This is a genomic window from Nocardiopsis alba DSM 43377 (genome assembly GCF_000341225.1).
Taxonomy (GTDB): Bacteria; Actinomycetota; Actinomycetes; order Streptosporangiales; family Streptosporangiaceae; genus Nocardiopsis; species Nocardiopsis alba.
On sequence record NZ_ANAC01000010.1, the window covers coordinates 376,621 to 393,989 of the forward strand.

A 17,369-nucleotide genomic window follows, 5' to 3' on the forward strand; every position below is an offset into this window, starting at 1 on the left:
GGAGCAGGCTGGGGATCCTCACATCCCCCAGGAGGTGCGCCCCGTGCGTGCTCAGGATCAACGGTCCGATCGGTACCGGAGATGGATCGTACTGTCGGGCGGTGCCGTGGTGGCGGTACTGGTACTGGCCCTCGGCCTCGTGGTGATCGATCGCTTCGGCGGTTCCCCGGTGGTGGTCGAGGGGGTCGTCGGCTCGGAGAAGGTCGATCTGTTCGAGGACGAGAGGGTCCGGGAACGGTTCGCCGAACTCGGATACGACGTTCGGGTACGCCCTCAGGGCTCCCGATCGATGGCCGAGCGGGCCGACGAGTCGGACTTCGTCTCCCCCGGTTCCGCGGCCGCCTCGGAGCACATCCGCGGCCTGCACGGCGTCGAAGACGAATACGACCCCTTCAGCACGCCCATGGTGATGCTCGCGCACGGCCCCATGGCCGAGGCCCTCCGGGAGGAGGGGGTCGCGCGCGTCGCCGAGGACGGCACCTGGTCGCTGGACCTGGCCGCCTATCTGGAGCTGACCGAGGACCGCGTCCGTTGGCGCGATCTGCCCGGCGACGCGGTGAGTTCGAGCAACCGCAACGAGGTGCTGGCCCGCACCACCGACCCGCGCACCTCGAACTCGGCGGCGATGTACGTGGTGGTGCTGTCCTACCTGCTCAACGACGAGGAGGTGGTCACGCCCGGTTCCGTGGACGAGGAGCTGACGTCCACACTGGCCCGGTTGTTCCTGGCCCAAGGGCAGCCCCCGGAGTCCTCACGTCAGCCCTTCGAGCAGTTCCGAGACCTGGGGCCGGGGCACACCCCGCTGCTGTGGGCCTACGAGTCCCAGTACGTGCACGCCGCGGTCCTCGGCCCTCCCCCACCCGAGGACTCGGTGGTGATGTACCCGGAGCCGACCGTGTTCTCGACCCATACCATCGTGCCCTTCACCGGGGCGGGTGACGAGGTGGGGCGTCTGCTGACCGAGGACCCGGAGCTGCGCGGGCTGATCTCCGAGCACGGTTACCGCACCGAGGACACCGGGCGTTTCCGGGAACTGGTCGAGGAGTACGGGCCTGCCGTGCGGACGGGGATCGGCGACGTGGTGCACTCTCCCGCCTACGAGGCCCTGGAGGCTCTGCTGAACGCCATCGAGCAGGAGTACGAGGACACCGGAACGGCCCCCGCGGCCCCGGAGGACGCGTTCGTCGGACGTTCCGGGGGTGGACGGACGTGAAGGGTCGCACACGCGCGGGGGCCGGCGCCCTGGCGGCGCTCTTGGCCGTGAGCGCCTGTTCCTTCGTCGAAGGCGCGGGGGTCGCCGGGACTCTGAGGGTTCTGGCCGGCAGCGAACTGGCCGACATGGAGCCGTTGTTGGCGGAGTCGGCCGAACGGACCGGCGTCGAGCTGGTCCTGGACTACTCCGGCACGTTGGACGGGACGGAACGGATCGTGGCGGGCGCCGTCGAGGACTACGACGCGGTGTGGTTCCCCTCCAACCGCTACCTGCACCTGGTCGACGGCGACCGTTCGTCGGTGCGCGGCGAGACCTCGGTGATGCTCTCCCCCGTGGTGTTGGGGGTGTCCGCCTCGCGGGCCGAGGAGCTCGGCTGGGTCGCCGGGGACGGAAGCGTCTCCGGGGTCACCTGGGAGGACGTGACCCTGGCGGTCGAGGAGGAGGGGTTGACCTACGGCATGTCCAGCCCGGCCGCCTCCAACTCGGGTTTCTCGGCCCTGATCGGCGCGGCGTCGGCGATGGCCGACAGCGGTGCCGCGTTGGAGCGCGAGGACGTGGCCGGGGTGGAGGAACGGTTGGCGACGTTCTTCTCCGGTCAAGAGCTCACCGCCGGATCGTCGGGGTGGTTGATGGAGGAGTTCGAGCGGCGTCGGCGCGACGCCTCCGGGTCGGGGGCGGTCGTCCCCGACGGGGTGGTGAACTACGAGTCGGTGTTGATGTCGTACGTCCCCGAGGCCGGCGAGGATCCGCTGGTCCTGGTGTATCCGGAGGACGGGGTGGTCACCGCCGACTATCCGCTGACCCTGCTGGCGGGCGCGTCGGAGGAGGCCGCGGCCGCCTACGAACGGGTGGTGGCCGACCTGACCTCGGCCGAGGTCCAGGCCCGTATCGCCGAGACCACCTTCCGCCGTCCGGCCGCGGCCGGTGTCTCGGAGCGTGGGTTCCCCTCGGTGGTGGAGCTGCCGTTCCCCGCCCGTCGGGAGGTCGTGGACGAGTTGGTGGCGGCCTACTTCTCGGAGCTGCGCCGCCCGGCGCGCACGGTGTACGTGCTGGACGTGTCCGGGTCGATGTCCGGCTCCCGGATCTCGGGGCTGCGTCGGGCGTTGACCGTGTTGACCGGGGCGGACGAGGGGCCGCTGTCCTCACGCGGGCAGGTCTTCCAGGAACGTGAGGAGGTGACGCTGCTGCCCTTCTCGGACGAGCCCGGGGAGCCGGTCTCCTTCGTGGTGGAGTCGGAGGGCGCGGACCGCGCTCGGCGGGGGTTGGCGGAGGAGATCGCCGCTCTGGAGGTCGGCGGCGAGACCGCGGCCTATGACGCCGTGGAGGCGGCGTACTCCCTCGTGGAGGAGGCCGGAGAGGACGGGTACCTGTCGTCGGTGGTGCTGATGACCGACGGTGAGGTGAACCGGGGGCTGGACCTGGACGGGTTGTTCGCCTCGTTGGAGGGGCTGCCCTCCCACGCCGCGGCCGCGCCGGTGTTCACCGTGCTGTTCGGCGAGGCCGACGCCGAGGAGATGGAGCGTCTGTCGTCCCGGACGGGTGGTCGGGTCTTCGACGCCCGCGACCTGGACCTGGAGGAGGTGTTCCGGGAGATCCGGGGCTATCACTGAGTCCCCGCGCCGCTCAGCGTCGCGGGGTCGTCCCGGTGAGGTCCGCGTGCAGGAGGGCGGCCGAGGTGTCGGTCAGGGAGGCCACCTGGTCGATGATCACGCGCAGCGCCCCGGCGTCGTCGGTGGCCGCCTCGTAGGAGGCCCGGAACTGAGGTTCCAGGGCCTCGGGGGCTCCGTGCAGGAGGGCGTCGACCAGTTCGGTGAGGACGCGGCGTTCCTCCGCCTGGTAGATCCTCGCCTCCTCACGGGACATCACGAAGTGCGCGGCCACCGCCTTGAGCAGTGCGCACTCCAGCAGGGTCCGTCGCGGGAGGACCAGGTCGGCGCCGTAGCGGGTGAGGCGTTCGGGGCCGTGGACCTCGCGAGTGGCCTGTTCGGCGGCGCGGCAGAAGCGGCCGATGAGCTCGCTGGTGAGGTTCTTGAGGGCGGCCAGGGAGGCGAGGTCGCCGGTGAACGCTTCGGGCCACACGGGTTCGGCGAGCAGGTCGGTGTAGACCTCCTCCAGCTCGGCGGTGCCGGCGTCGCAGTAGTGGGCGGCCGCCACCCGACAGATCTCGGCGCGTTCGTGGGGGTCGCGCAGGGCGGACATCCTCACCAGGCCGGCGTGCAGGGCGTCCTCGACGTCGTGCACGGAGTAGGCGACGTCGTCGGACCAGTCCATGACCTGTGCCTCGAAGCAGGTGCGGCCGAGGGGTGCTCCCTCCCTCAACCAGGTGAACACGGCGACGTCGTCGGGGTAGCAGTTGAACTTGGCGGTGTCGCCGCCCTCTCCACGGCGCCAGGGGTACTTGACGGTGGCGTCGAGGGTGGCGCGGGTGAGGTTGAGGCCGGCGCTGCGTCCGTCGGGGTCGATGACCTTGCCCTCCAGCCGGACGAGCAGGCGCAGACTCTGGGCGTTGCCCTCGAACCCTCCGCAGGAGGCCGCGGCCTCGTCGAGGGCGCGTTCGCCGTTGTGTCCGAAGGGCGGGTGGCCCAGGTCGTGGGAGAGGCAGGCGGCCTCCACCAGGTCGGGGTCGCAGCCGAACGATCGGCCGAGTTCCCGGCCGATCTGGGCGCACTCCAGGGAGTGGGTGAGCCTGGTGCGGGGGAAGTCGCTGATCCCGAGTCGGACGACCTGGGTCTTGGCCGACAGACGGCGCAGTGCGGAGCTGTGCAGGACCCGGGCGCGGTCGCGTTCGAAGGGGCCGCGCCTGCGGCTCTTGCGGGACTCGCGGGCGTAGCGTTCGGTGTCGTTCGCCCGGTAGCCGTGGGCCGAGGTCTCGCCCGGGGTGCTCGTCATGGTCGCGACCCTACTTCTCGACGATGACGAAGCACGCCCGTGACGCACCTTCGGGCCCGTTCGGGGTGGATCCGCGACGGTCAGGCCGCGTTGACCCGGATGTCGCTGCTGTCGTTGAAGATCCAGTAGTACCAGAGGGAGGCGGTCTCCCTGGTGATGTACCAGAGCTGGGTACGGCGCTCTATGACGGCGGGGCCGGAGCGGGCGGGCGAGGTGCCCGCCTCGATGCCGTGGTCGGCCGCCATCACCTTGGAGCGCAGGCTGTGCCAGGGATCGGAGACGAGGATGGCCGTCTCCCAATGGTTGGCCTCGAAGACCTCCGAGACCGCCTGGAAGCTCTGGAGGGTGTCGCGTCCCTCCTCGACCGCGATGACGTGGTCGGCGGGGATACCGACCTCGATCAGCCAGTTACGGCCGGCCGCGGCCTCGGTGTAGGCGTCGTCGGGCTGTTTTCCGCCGACGGTGACGATCATCGGCGCCACACCCTCCTGGTAGAGGACCTGGGCCTGCCGCAGACGTGCCTCGAAGACGGGCGAGGGCACTCCGTTGTACTGGCTGGCGCCGAGCACGACGATGGCGTCGGAGACGTCCCGGTCGTCCTGGCGCGCGGTGTACCAGACCCAGCCCCACGTCGCCGGGGGCAGCGCCACGAGGAGGAGCAGGACCACGGCGATGATCCGACGGAGCCGGAAGCGGCGCCGTTTGCGTCGTTTGGGGCGATGGGGCGGTCGGTCGTCGCCCGAAGAGCGGCCACCGCGTCCCGGACCGCCTCCGGAGCCGCCGAAGTCGTCGAAGTCCCCACGACGGGGGTCGTCCTCGGGGTCCTCTCCGGGCACGGGCGGGCCCGGCTCGAAGGGTTCGGGTTCGAAGGGATCGGTCCGGTAGGTCTCGCGCGGCGCGGGTCCGCCCGCTCGGGAGCGCGATCCGGGGCGTTCGCGGACGAACCTGCGGGTGAACTCGGAGTCCGGATCGGGTTCCGGGGTCCGGACGTCCCGTTCGTCGGGGGCGTTCCATTCGGAGGTGTCGAACACGCGGGTGGTGTCGTCGGAGGTCTCCCGTGGGAAGGCGCCCGTGGTCTCGGGGACACGGGTGAAGTCCCGCGTCGTCTCGGACCCGGTGGGGGCGTCCGCGGGGCCGCCTCGGGAGAAGACCCGGGTGGCCTCGTCGTCGGCCGACACGGCACTGTGGTGGTCCCACGCCTCGTCACCACGACCGTCGCTCGCCGTTCGCACCGGCTCACCTCCGCACAGTTGATTCCGGGAACCCTGTTCCCCCTGGGATGTCCCCCGTCCGTCACAGGTTGTGGCCCTCCCCGACCGTCGCGGGGTGAAGTGTGAAGGGTGGTCCGTCCGGCCCTGGAGATCCGCCCGTGGGGGTGGGCGAAGGGCCGCTCTGGGGAAGGCTGTGGCGGCGACCGAGAATATATCACGAAAAGATCACGGCCTTGATTCCCTCCCCGCCACCGAGGGGGTTCCGATTGTAGTGTCCTCGACACCCGGAAACGCCCCCGTCGGCGCCCTTCCCGGGACACCGACGGGGATGTACGTCACTCGGGTTCAGCGGGGGAGGCCGGCGGCACGCCCCGCCTCCAACCGGGCCACCGGCACACGGAAGGGCGAGCAGGACACGTAGTCCAGACCGACCTTGTGGAAGAAGTGCACCGACGCGGGGTCCCCGCCGTGCTCACCGCACACGCCGAGCTTGATGTCGGGGCGCGCGGCCCGCCCCTCCTCCGCCGCGATACGGACCAGGCGGCCCACCCCGTCCACGTCCAGGGACTCGAAGGGGGAGACGCCGAACACACCCTTCTCCAGGTAGGCGGAGAAGAAGGAGGCCTCCACGTCGTCGCGGGAGAAGCCCCACACCGTCTGGGTGAGGTCGTTGGTACCGAAGGAGAAGAACTCGGCGTTCTCGGCGATCTGCCCGGCGGTGAGCGCCGCCCGGGGCAGCTCGATCATGGTGCCGACCGGGAGCTCCAGCTCCAGCCCGGCCTCCTCCCCCACCTCGCGCAGCACGCGCTGGGCGTCGTCCTTGATGATCTCCAGTTCCTGAACCGTTCCCACCAGCGGGATCATGATCTCGGGCCGGGGACGTCCGCCGGCGCGGATACGGTCGACCGCCGCCTCGGCGATGGCGCGGACCTGCATGGTGAACAGACCGGGGACGACCAGTCCCAGTCGGACACCGCGCAGCCCCAGCATGGGGTTCTGTTCGTGCAGGCGGTGCACCGCCTGAAGGACCCGGAGGTCGTTCTCATGGTCCTCCCCACGGGCCTCGGCCACGGCCACGCGCACCGACAGCTCGGTGATGTCGGGCAGGAACTCGTGCAGGGGCGGGTCGAGCAGACGGACGGTGACGGGGAGGCCGTCCATGGCCTCCAGGATGCCGCCGAAGTCCTCCCGTTGCAGGGGCAGCAGGGCGCTCAGCGACTCCCGCTGCTCCTCCGGTGTGTCGGCGAGGATCAGCCGCTCGACCAGGGGGCGACGGTCGCCGAGGAACATGTGCTCGGTCCTGCACAGGCCGATGCCCTGGGCCCCCATCCGGCGGGCGCGCGCGGCGTCCTCGGGGGTGTCGGCGTTGGCCCGTACGTACATGCGGCGGGCCGCGTCGACGTAGTGCATCATCCGGTCGACGGAGCGCACGAGGTCGTCGGCCTGGTCGGAGGCGGGATCGATCTCGCCCTCGAAGTAGCGGACCACCGGGGAGTCGACGACCGGCACCTCCCCCAGGTAGACCAGTCCACTGGTCCCGTCGATGGAGATGACGTCGCCCTCCTCGACGACCTCCCCGCCGGGCGCCGTCATACGCCGGTTCTTGGTGTCGATGTCGAGTTCCTCCGCGCCGCACACACAGGTCTTGCCCATGCCCCGGGCGACGACGGCCGCGTGCGAGGTCTTGCCGCCCCGGCTGGTGAGGATCCCCTCCGCGGCGATCATGCCCTCCAGGTCGTCGGGGTTGGTCTCCCGGCGGCAGAGGATGACGCGTTCCCCGCTTCGGGACCACTTGACGGCGGTGTAGGAGTCGAAGACGGCCTTGCCCACGGCGGCCCCCGGCGAGGCGTTCATGCCCCGGCCCAGCGGGTGGACGTCGTCTCCGGACGTGGCCTCCTCGTCGAAGCGGGGGAACATCAGTTGGGCGAGCTGGTCGCCGGTGACGCGCTGGACCGCCTCGTCGAGGGTGATCATGCCCTGTTCGACGAGCTGGTCGGCGATGCGGAAGGCCGCCGCGGCCGTGCGCTTGCCCACGCGGGTCTGGAGCATCCACAGCTTGCCGCGCTCGATGGTGAACTCGATGTCGCAGAGGTCGCGGTAGTGGTTCTCCAGCGTGGTCATGATGCCCATGAGCTCTTCGTGGCTGTGGGCGTCGATGCGCTCCAGGTCGGTGAGGGGGACGGTGTTGCGCACACCCGCCACGACGTCCTCGCCCTGGGCGTTCTGGAGGTAGTCGCCGTAGACGCCGGTGCGCCCGGTGGCCGGGTCGCGGGTGAAGGCGACCCCGGTGCCGGAGTCCATGCCGAGGTTGCCGAAGACCATGGAGCAGATGTTGACGGCGGTGCCGAGGTCGGCGGGGATGCGTTCCTGGCGCCGGTAGAGCGCGGCGCGGGGGGCGTTCCAGGACTCGAAGACCGCCCTGACGGCGCGGATCATCTGTTCGCGGGGGTCGGTCGGGAAGGGGCCACCGGTCCGGTCGGCGACGATCTCCTTGAAGCGGTCGACGAGACGGCGGAGGTCGTCGGTGTCGAGGTGGAGGTCGTCGGTGACGCCCTTGGCCTTCTTGGCCTCCTCGATCGCCTCTTCGAAGAGGTCGCCGTCGATGTCCTGGACCGTCTTGCCGAACATCTGGATGAGGCGGCGGTAGGAGTCCCAGGCGAAGCGCTCGTCACCGCTCCGTTCGGCCAGGCCGAGGACGGACTCGTCGTTGAGACCGATGTTGAGGACGGTCTCCATCATGCCCGGCATGGAGAACCTGGCCCCCGAACGCACGCTCACCAGGAGTGGGTCGTCGGGGCGGCCCAGTCCGCGCCCCATCTCCTTCTCCAGACGCACGAGGTGGGTCTCGATCTGTTCGTCCAGGCCGTCGGGCATGCTGCCGTGGTCGAGGTAGTGCCGGCACGCCTCGGTGGTGATGGTGAAGCCGGGGGGAACCGGGAGGCCGAGGTTGGTCATCTCGGCGAGGTTGGCGCCCTTGCCACCGAGAAGATCCTTCATGTCCTTGTTGCCCTCGGCGAACGTGTAGACGTACTTGGCCACGGGGGTACTCCCTCGCTCTCTCGGTGACCCGGTGTTCGGGTCAACCCCTGAATCTGGCCGCGACTCTATCCACACTCGACAAGAGCACCCCTCCACGAACCGCCCTTTTACCGCATAGCTGCTGTTCAGGGCTATTAGAGAGGTCTATACCAATGGTTCAGAAAGAGAGGCCGTCGCCCCACCCCACTTCGAGCGACCACCACCACACCCTTGGACGAAACCCCTGTTCAGGGCACCGGCCTTCGCCCTCATACGAAACAGGCACACCGTCGCCCGCACATCGGAGCCGGGAGACCAATACCCGCGCCGACCACCCCCGAGGCCGTGGACTGTGCCGGGCGACACAGCATTACCAGAAAGTAACCTACGCTTCCGTAAGTTAGGCTGGGCGACGGACCCGCCGAGGGGCGGGCCCGTGAGGACCTGAGAGGTGCGCGCGGTGTCGGAGGAGCAGAGGACCGGGGCTTCCGGAAGCGGAACGGACGAACGGGTCGCCCCCGAGGCGACCGGTCGGACCGAGCACGGGAACCCCTCGATACCCGAACGGGCCGCGGCCACCGCCGGCGACCTGCTGGAGGCGGTCAAACCCCGTCTGCGCGGATGGCTGCATCTGGGCACCGCCCCGCTCGCCCTGGCCGCGGGCATCGTCCTGGTGGCGCTCTCCCCCACGATCCCCGCCATGGTCGCCGGCGCCGTCTACGCGCTCAGCTCGGTGCTGCTGTTCAGCACCTCGGCCATCTACCACGTGGGGCGGTGGTCCCCCCGGGCCCAGCGGACCCTGCGCCGCATGGACCACTCGAACATCTACCTGATCATCGCCGGGACCTACACGCCGTTCATCGTGCTGGTCCTGGAGGGGACCCTGCGTGTGGCCATGCTCTCCCTGGTCTGGGGCGGCGCGATCGCCGGGGTGGCCTTCAAACTCCTGTGGCTCAACGCCCCCCGCTGGCTCTCCACGTCCCTCTACCTGGCCATCGGCTGGGTGGCGGTCCTGTTCATCCCCGAACTGGTGAGCGGCACCCACCCGGCCACCTGGATCCTCATCCTCGTGGGGGGCGTGCTCTACAGCGTCGGCGCGGTGGTCTACGGCCTCAAGCGCCCCGACCCCGCGCCCCGATGGTTCGGGTTCCACGAGATCTTCCACTCCCTGACCATCGCGGCGTTCATCTGCCACTACATCGCCGTGTCCTTCGTGGTCTACACGGCGGGCTGACCCCGCGATCGAAGCAGGATCCGGACCGCCCTCGCCCGGAGGAACCGACGACCGCTTCCGGCCAGATCGTCACGATTGGCTTACACGACAGGACAAGAAGGACGAAACACCCTCGTATCCCCCACCCCCTACCGCTACGTTGAGGGAAGGTTCCCCCGGTCGTGTGCGGCCGAGGGTTCCAGGAGGCGACCGGAGACCACATCCCCCCGGGTCCGGTCGTCTCTGTCGTGTTCCGGACCTAGGTCGTGACCTCCTCCGCGTGCCCGGAACCCTCCTCCAACAGCACCCGGTCGATACCGGTGTAGACGTTCATCGAGGCGCCGCGCAGGAAACCCACCAGGGTCATGCCCGCCTCCTCCGCGAGTTCCACCGCCAACGACGAGGGCGCCGACACCGCCGCCAAGGTCGGGATCCCGGCCATCCAGGCCTTCTGCACCAGCTCGAACGAGGCACGACCGGAGACCATCAGCACACTCCCCCTCAGCGGGACGCGGCCCTGACGCAGAGCCCATCCGACCACCTTGTCGACCGCGTTGTGCCGTCCCACGTCCTCACAGACCGCCAGCGTCTCCCCCTCGACGGTGAACAGCCCGGCCGCGTGCAGACCCCCCGTGCGGTCGAAGACCCGCTGGGCCCCGCGGAGCCGGTCGGGCAGCTCCATCAGGATCCGCGACCCGATCCCCACCCGGTCGTCGGCCACCGGCCACTGGGCCCGGGTGCGCACCGCGTCCAGGCTCGCCTTCCCGCACAGCCCGCACGAGGAGGTGGTGTAGAAGTTCCGTTCGAGCGAGGTGTCCGGAGGCGGAACGTGCTCGGCCAGGGACACGTCCAGGACGTTGTAGGTGTTGGAACCGTCCTCGGTCGCCCCCGCGCAGTAGCGGATCACCCTCAGGTCCTCCGCCCGGCGCACCACACCCTCGCCGAGCAGGAAACCGGCGGCCAGATCGAAGTCGTGCCCCGGCGTGCGCATCGTCACCGTGAGAGGCTTCCCGTTCACCCGGATCTCCAGGGGCTCCTCCACCACGAGGGTGTCCGCGCGCTCGTCGACGGAGCCGTTCCTGATCCGCAGGATCCTCCCGCGCGTCGTCGCACGTCCCATGACCTCACCGTGTCCCTCGCCCACCGGCATCGTCCGGTTCCCCGGCGTCACGTTACCGCCGAGGGAGGTACCGGGTACAGGACGGGCCCCGCCCGACCGTCGACGGTCGGGCGGGGCCCGGAAAGGGCGTGCTCCGGTCAGCAACCGGGCAGACGCTCCAGCAGGTACATCTCGACGCGGTCCAGGGACACGCGCTCCTGCGACATGGTGTCGCGCTCGCGCACGGTCACCGCGTCGTCCTCGAGGGTGTCGAAGTCCACCGTGACGCAGAACGGGGTACCGATCTCGTCCTGACGGCGGTAGCGACGGCCGATCGCGCCGGCGTCGTCGAACTCGACGTTCCAGCGCTTGCGCAGCCTCGCGGCCAGGTCACGGGCCTTGGGCGACAGATCGGCGTTGCGCGACAGCGGCAGGACGGCGGCCTTGACCGGGGACAGGCGCGGGTCCAGACGCATGACGGCGCGCTTCTCCAGCTTGCCCTTGGCGTTGGGCGCCTCGTCCACGTTGTAGGCGTCGAGCATGAACGTGAGCACCGCCCGGTCGACACCGGCCGCGGGCTCGATGACGTAGGGGATGTAGCGCTCGTTGTTCTCCTGGTCGAAGTAGGACAGGTCGACACCGGAGGCCTCGGAGTGGGTCCGCAGGTCGTAGTCGGTGCGGTTGGCGACGCCCTCCAGCTCGCCCCACTCACTGCCCTGGAAGTTGAACCGGTACTCGATGTCCACGGTCCGCTTGGAGTAGTGGGACAGCTTGTCCGCCGGGTGCTCGTACAGGCGCAGGTTGTCCTTGGCGATGCCCAGGTCCAGGTACCACTGGTGACGGGCGTCGATCCAGTACTGGTGCCACTCCTCGTCGCTGCCCGGCTTGCAGAAGAACTCCATCTCCATCTGCTCGAACTCGCGGGTCCGGAAGATGAAGTTGCCCGGGGTGATCTCGTTACGGAACGACTTGCCGATCTGGCCGATGCCGAAGGGGACCTTGCGGCGGGCGCTCTGCTCGACGTTCTTGTAGTTGATGAAGATGCCCTGCGCCGTCTCCGGGCGCAGGTAGGCGAGGCCCTTCTCGTCCTGGACCGGGCCCAGGTAGGTGCGCAGAAGGCCGTTGAACATGCGCGGCTCGGTGAAGGAGGCCTTGGCGCCGCAGTTGGGGCAGGCGATGGCGGCCAGGCCCTCGGCGGGCTCGTGGCCGTGCTTCTCCTCGTAGGCCTCGATGAGGTGGTCCGCGCGGAAGCGCTTGTGGCAGGCCTGGCACTCGGTGAGCGGGTCCACGAACTCCTTGACGTGGCCGGAGGCCTCCCAGACCTCACGGGCCAGGATCACGCTGGAGTCGAGGCCGACGATGTCGTCGCGCTCCTGCACCATCGAACGCCACCACTGGCGCTTGACGTTGTTCTTCAGCTCCACGCCCAAGGGGCCGTAGTCCCAGGCGGCGCGCAGACCTCCGTAGATCTCGCTGGAGGGGTAGACCAGACCTCGGCGTTTGGCGAGGTTGACCAGTGCGTCCATTGCCTCTGACTTGGCGGCCATGGGTGACTCTCCATCCGGCTGGCGGTCGGTGGATCGCTGTTCGCGATACATCGTCGGGTGTGTTGGAACGCGGATCACGCGCGGAGCCACGGATGTGGCGCTCCGGGCGACCGCGTCACCCCAGGCTAGAGCAATCGGAGGGCTCTCGCGCACGTATTCGGTCACGCTCGGAGGCGGGCGGCCCGCCTCCGAGACGGGTCTCAGCGGGACCGCTCTCCGTCGAGGATCTCGAAGGCGGTCGGCTCGTCGATGGCCCGGGACAGCAGGGGGACCGCGGTGATCTTGACGTCGAAGTTCGAGAGTGCGCGCCGGTAGTAGCCCGCGCCCTCCCATTCGGTGACGACCGTCCACAGCTCGGGGTCGTCGGCGGCGCGGCCGATACGGTGCCGCACGAATCCGGGTCGGGCGGCCAGCACCGCCACGGCGGCGTCGGCGTCGGTTCGAAAGGCCTCGCTGTCGGCCTCGGGCACGGAGTAACGGGTGATGACGATCACCGGACCATTGTGGCGCAGCCCATGGACGCCCCGGCCCCGGGGCGGGCGGGAGACCGGGTCTCCCGCCCGCTCCCCTACCTTCCTCGGCCCTCGCCGAAGACCCGGTCCACGACGCGGGCGGCGGCGTAACCGTCGTCGAGGGGACAGAACTGTTCGACGAACGCCCGATAGGAGTCCTCGCTGTTCCGGGCGACCTCGTCGATGTCGAGCAGGGAGGCGATGACGTCGTCGGAGCGGGTCAGGAGCGGGCCGGGCGCCGTCTCCTCGAAGTCGAAGTAGAACCCGCGCAGGTTGTCGCGGTAGCTCTCCAGGTCGTAGGTGAAGAAGAGCATGGGCCGGCCGGTGTTGGCGAAGTCGAACATCATCGACGAGTAGTCCGTGATGAGCACGTCGGTGATCAGGAACAGCTCCATGATCTCCGGGTACAGGGACACGTCGTAGACGAAGTCCTCTCCGACGATCGGCACACTGTCCACCACGCGGGGGTGGCGGCGGACCAGCAGCACGTGGTCGTCGCCGAGCTTGTCGTACATCCGGCGCAGGTCCAGGTGCAGGTCGAGCTTGTGCTTGCCCCGCGTGTAGTACTTGTCGTCCCGCCAGGTGGGCGCGTACAGGACGACCTTCTTGCCCTCGGGCAGTCCGAGGACGCGCCGGGTGCGTTCGGCGATGCGTTCCCGGTCGGCGGAGAAGAAGATGTCGTTACGCGGGTAGCCGGTCTCCAGCACCTCGCCCTCGAAGCGGAAGGCACTGCGCAGGATCGGCGTGGCCCAGGGGCTGGGCGAGACCAGGTAGTCCCACTGGCGGGTCTCCCAGGCCAGCTTGTCGAAGTAGTCGCGCGACTTGCCGCGGATGTTCTCCACGTCGAAGCCGATGCGCTTGAGCATCGATCCGTGCCAGGTCTGTACGACCACCTGGTCGGGGTGACGGTGGAACCAGGCGGGCTGACGCGAGTTGGAGACCAGGTAGCGGCTGCGCGCGAGCTCCCTGTAGTACTCCTCGCCCTTGTGCCGGACCGGGGTGAGGTCCTCGGGCAGGTTGACCTGCCCGTCGGCGACCAGCCAGGACATCGGGTAGTCGGCCCAGCCCTCACGACGGCGCAGTTCGGCGTAGATGCTCTGAGGGCTGTCGGAGTACTGGCGGCCGGTGTAGGTGTCGAAGAGGATGCCCTCGGTGACGGGCTCGTTCCGCTGGGCCGGGTAGAAGGTCTCCCGCAGTCGACGCTGGGCGAAGGCACCGCGTTCCACGGGGCGCAGGTCGCTGCCGACCTGGATCACCGGGATGCCGCGGTTCTGGTAGGTGAGCGTGTAGGTGCGCTCGGGGCTCCGGGTCTCCAGGGGCAGATCCCCGAGGAGCGTGTCGGCGAACTCCACACCGACGTCGACGCTTCCGGCGCCGGTCTCCTCCTCCGGTGCGTCGTCCTCCTCGCCGACGCGACCCCACAGCTGGTAGGAGCCCGCGGGAAGGGAGAGCTCCCCGGACAGGGTGCGGATGCGGGAGGGATCGAAGCGGGTGGTGAATCGGTTCCCGGAACGCTCCAGGGAGAGTTCGTGCTCCTCGTCGCGGCCTCGGGCCTTGGCGACGATGCGCAGGTCGACCCCGCTGGGGAACTCGCCGCCCAGGATGAGGACGCGTTCGTCCCATTCGGCGCGGTCCACCACGGGCCTGGCCCGGCCCGCGCGGAGCTTGAGGTGTCCGGTGGCCGTGCGCAGCACGACCAGTTCCTGCTGGGCGCCGTCGGAGTTGTAGGGGGTGGTGGGCACCTCGTCGGGCAGGACGAGGGGTACCCCGACCTGGGAGTCGGTGACCAGTTCGGCGTCCCATTCCTCCTGACGGATCACCCCGCCGCACTCGCTGAGGCCTCGGGCGAACAGTTCCTCGGCGCGGACGCTCGCGCTGAAGCGACCGCCCTCGATCCGGACCGGATAGGTGAGCCGGGCGGTACCGGGACGCCGGACCAACCGCAGAGCGGTGGCGTCGGCGGCGGGCGCGGACAGCAGCTCGCCCTCCAGGTGGAGTTCGGCGGTGCGGGCGTCGAAACGGTGCTCGACGACACGGGCGCGCGCGGGCTCGACCGCGATGACCAGGTGACGCTCACGGTTCCAGTGGGGTCGGATCCACATGTCACCGCCGACCTCGTGGTATCCGGGGCGTTCGGGCTGGCCGGAGACGGGGTTGGCGATGATGCGGCGTCGGGTCAGGCCGCGGTTGAACACGACCAGTTCGATCTTCCACTCACCGGGTTCCCACTCCCTGGCGGAGCGCAGTCGACGCGGGTCCAGGATCGCGGTGAAGCCGCCGTAGTCGTGCCGGGCGGCGTCGGGCAGGTCCGGCAGGCGGTACTCGGCGGCCAGCCGGACCTGCACAGGAACACGGATCCGGCGCTTGGTGGAGGTGTTGATCGCGAAGGCGACGATGTGCTGGTGCCAACGTTTGTGGGCCCGCAGGTGGCGGATGCCGACGCGGCCCTTGATGTGCAGCCGCCCGTCCTCCCAGTAGAGGGCCTCGGTCTTCTGCCGGACCTTGATCTCGTCGTCGAGGCGGTAGATCTCGCGGGGGACCGCCTTGGCGGGGTCCTCGGCGTCGAAGAAGGGGTACCGGATGTAGTAGCCCAGCCCCTGTCGGACGGCGGGCGCCTTCTTGATCTCGACGCTCTTGGCGAAGGTGGCGACCTCCAGCAGGTCGGCCTGTCGCCGCTTGCGCACCAGGTGGTAGAGGAGACGGTCCAGGACGGGCAGGCCCCGCAACAGGGTGTCCGGCACGTGGTCGATGTAGGCGTTGAGCAGGTCCATGACGACCTCGCGGACCGGCTCCTCGGCGTCGTCCAGACGCAGGAGGAGACGGTGGAGCTCGCCGTGGAGGAGGTTGCGGTCCCACAGTTCACGGTCGGTGCCGGGAAGTTCGAGGGCGATCTCGCGCATCGCGGTGAGCCGCCGGGTGAGGGAGGCCTCGTCGAGGGAGAGACGATCGCCGGTCCGTTCGCGCATGAGCAGTACCGGGGCCGGGAGCACGTCCACGGCGTCGGCCCTCAGGGTCAGTCTCCGAACGGCGAGGTCGGCGTCTTCGGGGGCGAGGGCCGAGGTGTCGTGGGCGAGCCAGAACTCCCGCCGCCATAGACGGTTGCCCAGGGTCGCGTCCGAGATCAGGCCGGGGACGTTCCGGGGGTCCTCGGCCAGACGCCGGCGGCCGCACAGTCGCCGGTGCGCCTTGGAGGGGGAGGCGCCCAGCTCGTTGAACCGGTGGACGTTGCCGATGACCAGGTCCGAACGGGTGTCGGCGGCGCTGTGGGCCAAGTGCGCGAGGGCGTAGCCGGTCAGGGCGTCGGCGCCGGAGAGGAAGAGCAGGTGGTCGCCGCTCGCCACCTCCGCCCCGCGGGTGCGGGCCGCGGGGTGGTGAGGGGCGGGGTCCTCGTCCAGCAGGGTGACGCGCAGGCCGGTCGGGGGCGCCGCGGCGAAGGCGCGCGCCGTGGCCAGTCCGTCCTCGCGCGCGGAGTCGACGGCCTCGTCCCCCTGGTCGTTCTCCTCCGGACGCTGTTCGTCGGTCTCGGCCGTCTCGTCGTCTCCGCCGGTGTCCGGTTCGGTGTTCTCCCCTTCGGGATCCTCCGGGACGGTGGGCGCGGTCGAGGTGGCCTCGCCGACGGCGCGGACCGGTACGAGGACCACCTCGATGTCCGGCACGTCCATGGGGCGCGTCGTGTCCTCGATCCGGCTCTCGTCACGTTGACGGGCCAGGGAGTCGAGGCAGTTCTGAAGGTGAGGCTCGGTGACGTCGAACGTCACGATGACTGTGGGTTCGGGCACGGAAGTTGACACTCTCCGGAGGGTTCGTCGCTGGACGAAGTACGGGCACCGTAGTGCGGAAGGTCCGCGCTGCTCAAACGGTCGATAACCGACTGTAGAAGGTACTCGACCCCCCGTACGCCCCGTGGTCCCGACCGGGGGCGGGGACCGCGCGGGTGCCCGGCTCGTCTGTACCCCGTCGTCGAGGCGGGTCGATCTGGACCGGGGGCCGCCCCGGGGTCTCGGCTCCCTCATAGAACCGTCACCATGGGATCGGTGATCCGAAGCCGACCGGGGGGAGCCGCACGCCTCGCGGTGGCGGCCGGTTCCTGCTTCACTGACATGGCGGACCGGAGGTCCCGGCAGACCGGCGCGTCATCGCTCGCTCGGCTGTCACGGACACCTGCGAATCTATCAGGGAAGCGACGAACGCGTGTCCCATGGGAGCGGGTGATCCGGACCCTTCCGGGGAATCGATCGTGGACGACGAGGAACGGGCGGCGATGGTCTCTCCCGAGCACGAGGACGAGCGGCGACGGACCGATCGGGGCGCTTCCCCGACCGAGGGGGACGGCACGTCCGGCTCCGGCTCGGGAGGGTTCCGTCGGGCGGTGGAGCGGCGCAGCGCCGTCCCTCTGGTGTGGCTGCGGCAGCGTCCGCGTTGGGCGGTCCCGCTGATCTTCGGGGCGCTGTTCATCGCGGGGTTGACGGCCCCGGGGGTGATCGGCGCCCTGTGCCTGACGCTGGTGGCCGTGTTCTTCCTGTGGCTGGCCTTCCTGACGTGGCCGACGCTGGACCGGGCACGGAAGACCCCGCGTGTGCTGATGGTGGCGGTGGTGCTGCTCTTGGCCGTGGCGCGCGCCCTCGGCTACTGAGGAGGTCTCCGAGAAGGGGGCGTCCGGGCGATCC

The 17,369-nt window shown here is 69.8% G+C and carries 11 protein-coding genes; 4 read left to right on the forward strand and 7 right to left on the reverse strand.

Annotated features, from left to right (window positions below; genetic code table 11):
- Positions 1–43 precede the first annotated feature (43 nt).
- Positions 44–1,213 carry a hypothetical protein gene (locus D451_RS0108985; protein WP_017534164.1) on the forward strand — a complete coding sequence of 390 codons (1,170 nt, stop codon included), beginning with the start codon at positions 44–46 and terminating at the stop codon, positions 1,211–1,213.
- Positions 1,210–2,823, forward strand: coding sequence for a vWA domain-containing protein (locus D451_RS0108990; RefSeq protein ID WP_017534165.1), 1,614 nt, complete (start codon positions 1,210–1,212; stop codon positions 2,821–2,823). The genes D451_RS0108985 and D451_RS0108990 overlap by 4 nt, the downstream gene beginning before the upstream one ends.
- 13 nt (positions 2,824–2,836) lie before the next feature.
- On the opposite strand, the gene D451_RS0108995 is transcribed toward D451_RS0108990, so the two are convergent.
- The 3 genes from D451_RS0108995 to ppdK form a co-directional block, all read right to left on the reverse strand.
- Positions 2,837–4,102, reverse strand: coding sequence for a deoxyguanosinetriphosphate triphosphohydrolase (locus D451_RS0108995; protein WP_014908750.1), 1,266 nt, complete (start codon positions 4,100–4,102; stop codon positions 2,837–2,839).
- 80 nt (positions 4,103–4,182) lie between these two features.
- A complete protein-coding gene (locus D451_RS0109000) occupies positions 4,183–5,334 on the reverse strand; it encodes a YdcF family protein (RefSeq protein ID WP_017534166.1) in 1,152 nt (383 codons plus the stop codon).
- A gap of 324 nt (positions 5,335–5,658) precedes the next feature.
- Positions 5,659–8,352 (reverse strand): pyruvate, phosphate dikinase, encoded by a 2,694-nt coding sequence (gene ppdK / locus D451_RS0109005; protein ID WP_017534167.1) that lies wholly within the window; start codon positions 8,350–8,352, stop codon positions 5,659–5,661.
- Between the two features lie 430 nt (positions 8,353–8,782).
- On the opposite strand from ppdK, the gene trhA reads away from it, so the two are divergent.
- Positions 8,783–9,565 (forward strand): PAQR family membrane homeostasis protein TrhA, encoded by a 783-nt coding sequence (trhA, locus tag D451_RS0109010; RefSeq protein ID WP_014908203.1) that lies wholly within the window; start codon positions 8,783–8,785, stop codon positions 9,563–9,565.
- A 238-nt stretch (positions 9,566–9,803) separates the two neighbouring features.
- On the opposite strand, the gene fdhD is transcribed toward trhA, so the two are convergent.
- From fdhD to D451_RS0109030, 4 genes are all read right to left on the reverse strand, one after another.
- Positions 9,804–10,664, reverse strand: coding sequence for a formate dehydrogenase accessory sulfurtransferase FdhD (gene fdhD / locus D451_RS0109015; RefSeq protein ID WP_026124935.1), 861 nt, complete (start codon positions 10,662–10,664; stop codon positions 9,804–9,806).
- A gap of 137 nt (positions 10,665–10,801) precedes the next feature.
- Positions 10,802–12,190 (reverse strand): glycine--tRNA ligase, encoded by a 1,389-nt coding sequence (locus D451_RS0109020; protein ID WP_014912415.1) that lies wholly within the window; start codon positions 12,188–12,190, stop codon positions 10,802–10,804.
- 200 nt (positions 12,191–12,390) lie between these two features.
- Positions 12,391–12,684: an antibiotic biosynthesis monooxygenase gene (locus D451_RS0109025; protein ID WP_014908442.1), complete on the reverse strand. Its 294-nt coding sequence runs from the start codon at positions 12,682–12,684 to the stop codon at positions 12,391–12,393.
- A 74-nt stretch (positions 12,685–12,758) separates the two neighbouring features.
- Positions 12,759–16,481 (reverse strand): CDP-glycerol glycerophosphotransferase family protein, encoded by a 3,723-nt coding sequence (locus D451_RS0109030; protein ID WP_017534169.1) that lies wholly within the window; start codon positions 16,479–16,481, stop codon positions 12,759–12,761.
- A gap of 419 nt (positions 16,482–16,900) precedes the next feature.
- On the opposite strand from D451_RS0109030, the gene D451_RS0109035 reads away from it, so the two are divergent.
- Positions 16,901–17,335, forward strand: a complete 435-nt coding sequence (locus D451_RS0109035; RefSeq protein WP_017534170.1) for a DUF6703 family protein — start codon at positions 16,901–16,903, stop codon at positions 17,333–17,335.
- Positions 17,336–17,369: the final 34 nt, after the last annotated feature.

What these genes read in the sequence shown, in the direction of transcription:
- D451_RS0108995 (WP_014908750.1), bottom strand. Translation starts at nt 4,102, where the DNA reads ATGACGAGCACCCCGGGCGAGACCTCGGCCCACGGCTACCGGGCGAAC.
- fdhD (WP_026124935.1), bottom strand. Translation starts at nt 10,664, where the DNA reads ATGGGACGTGCGACGACGCGCGGGAGGATCCTGCGGATCAGGAACGGC.
- D451_RS0109020 (WP_014912415.1), bottom strand. Translation starts at nt 12,190, where the DNA reads ATGGCCGCCAAGTCAGAGGCAATGGACGCACTGGTCAACCTCGCCAAA.
- D451_RS0109035 (WP_017534170.1), top strand. Translation starts at nt 16,901, where the DNA reads ATGGGAGCGGGTGATCCGGACCCTTCCGGGGAATCGATCGTGGACGAC.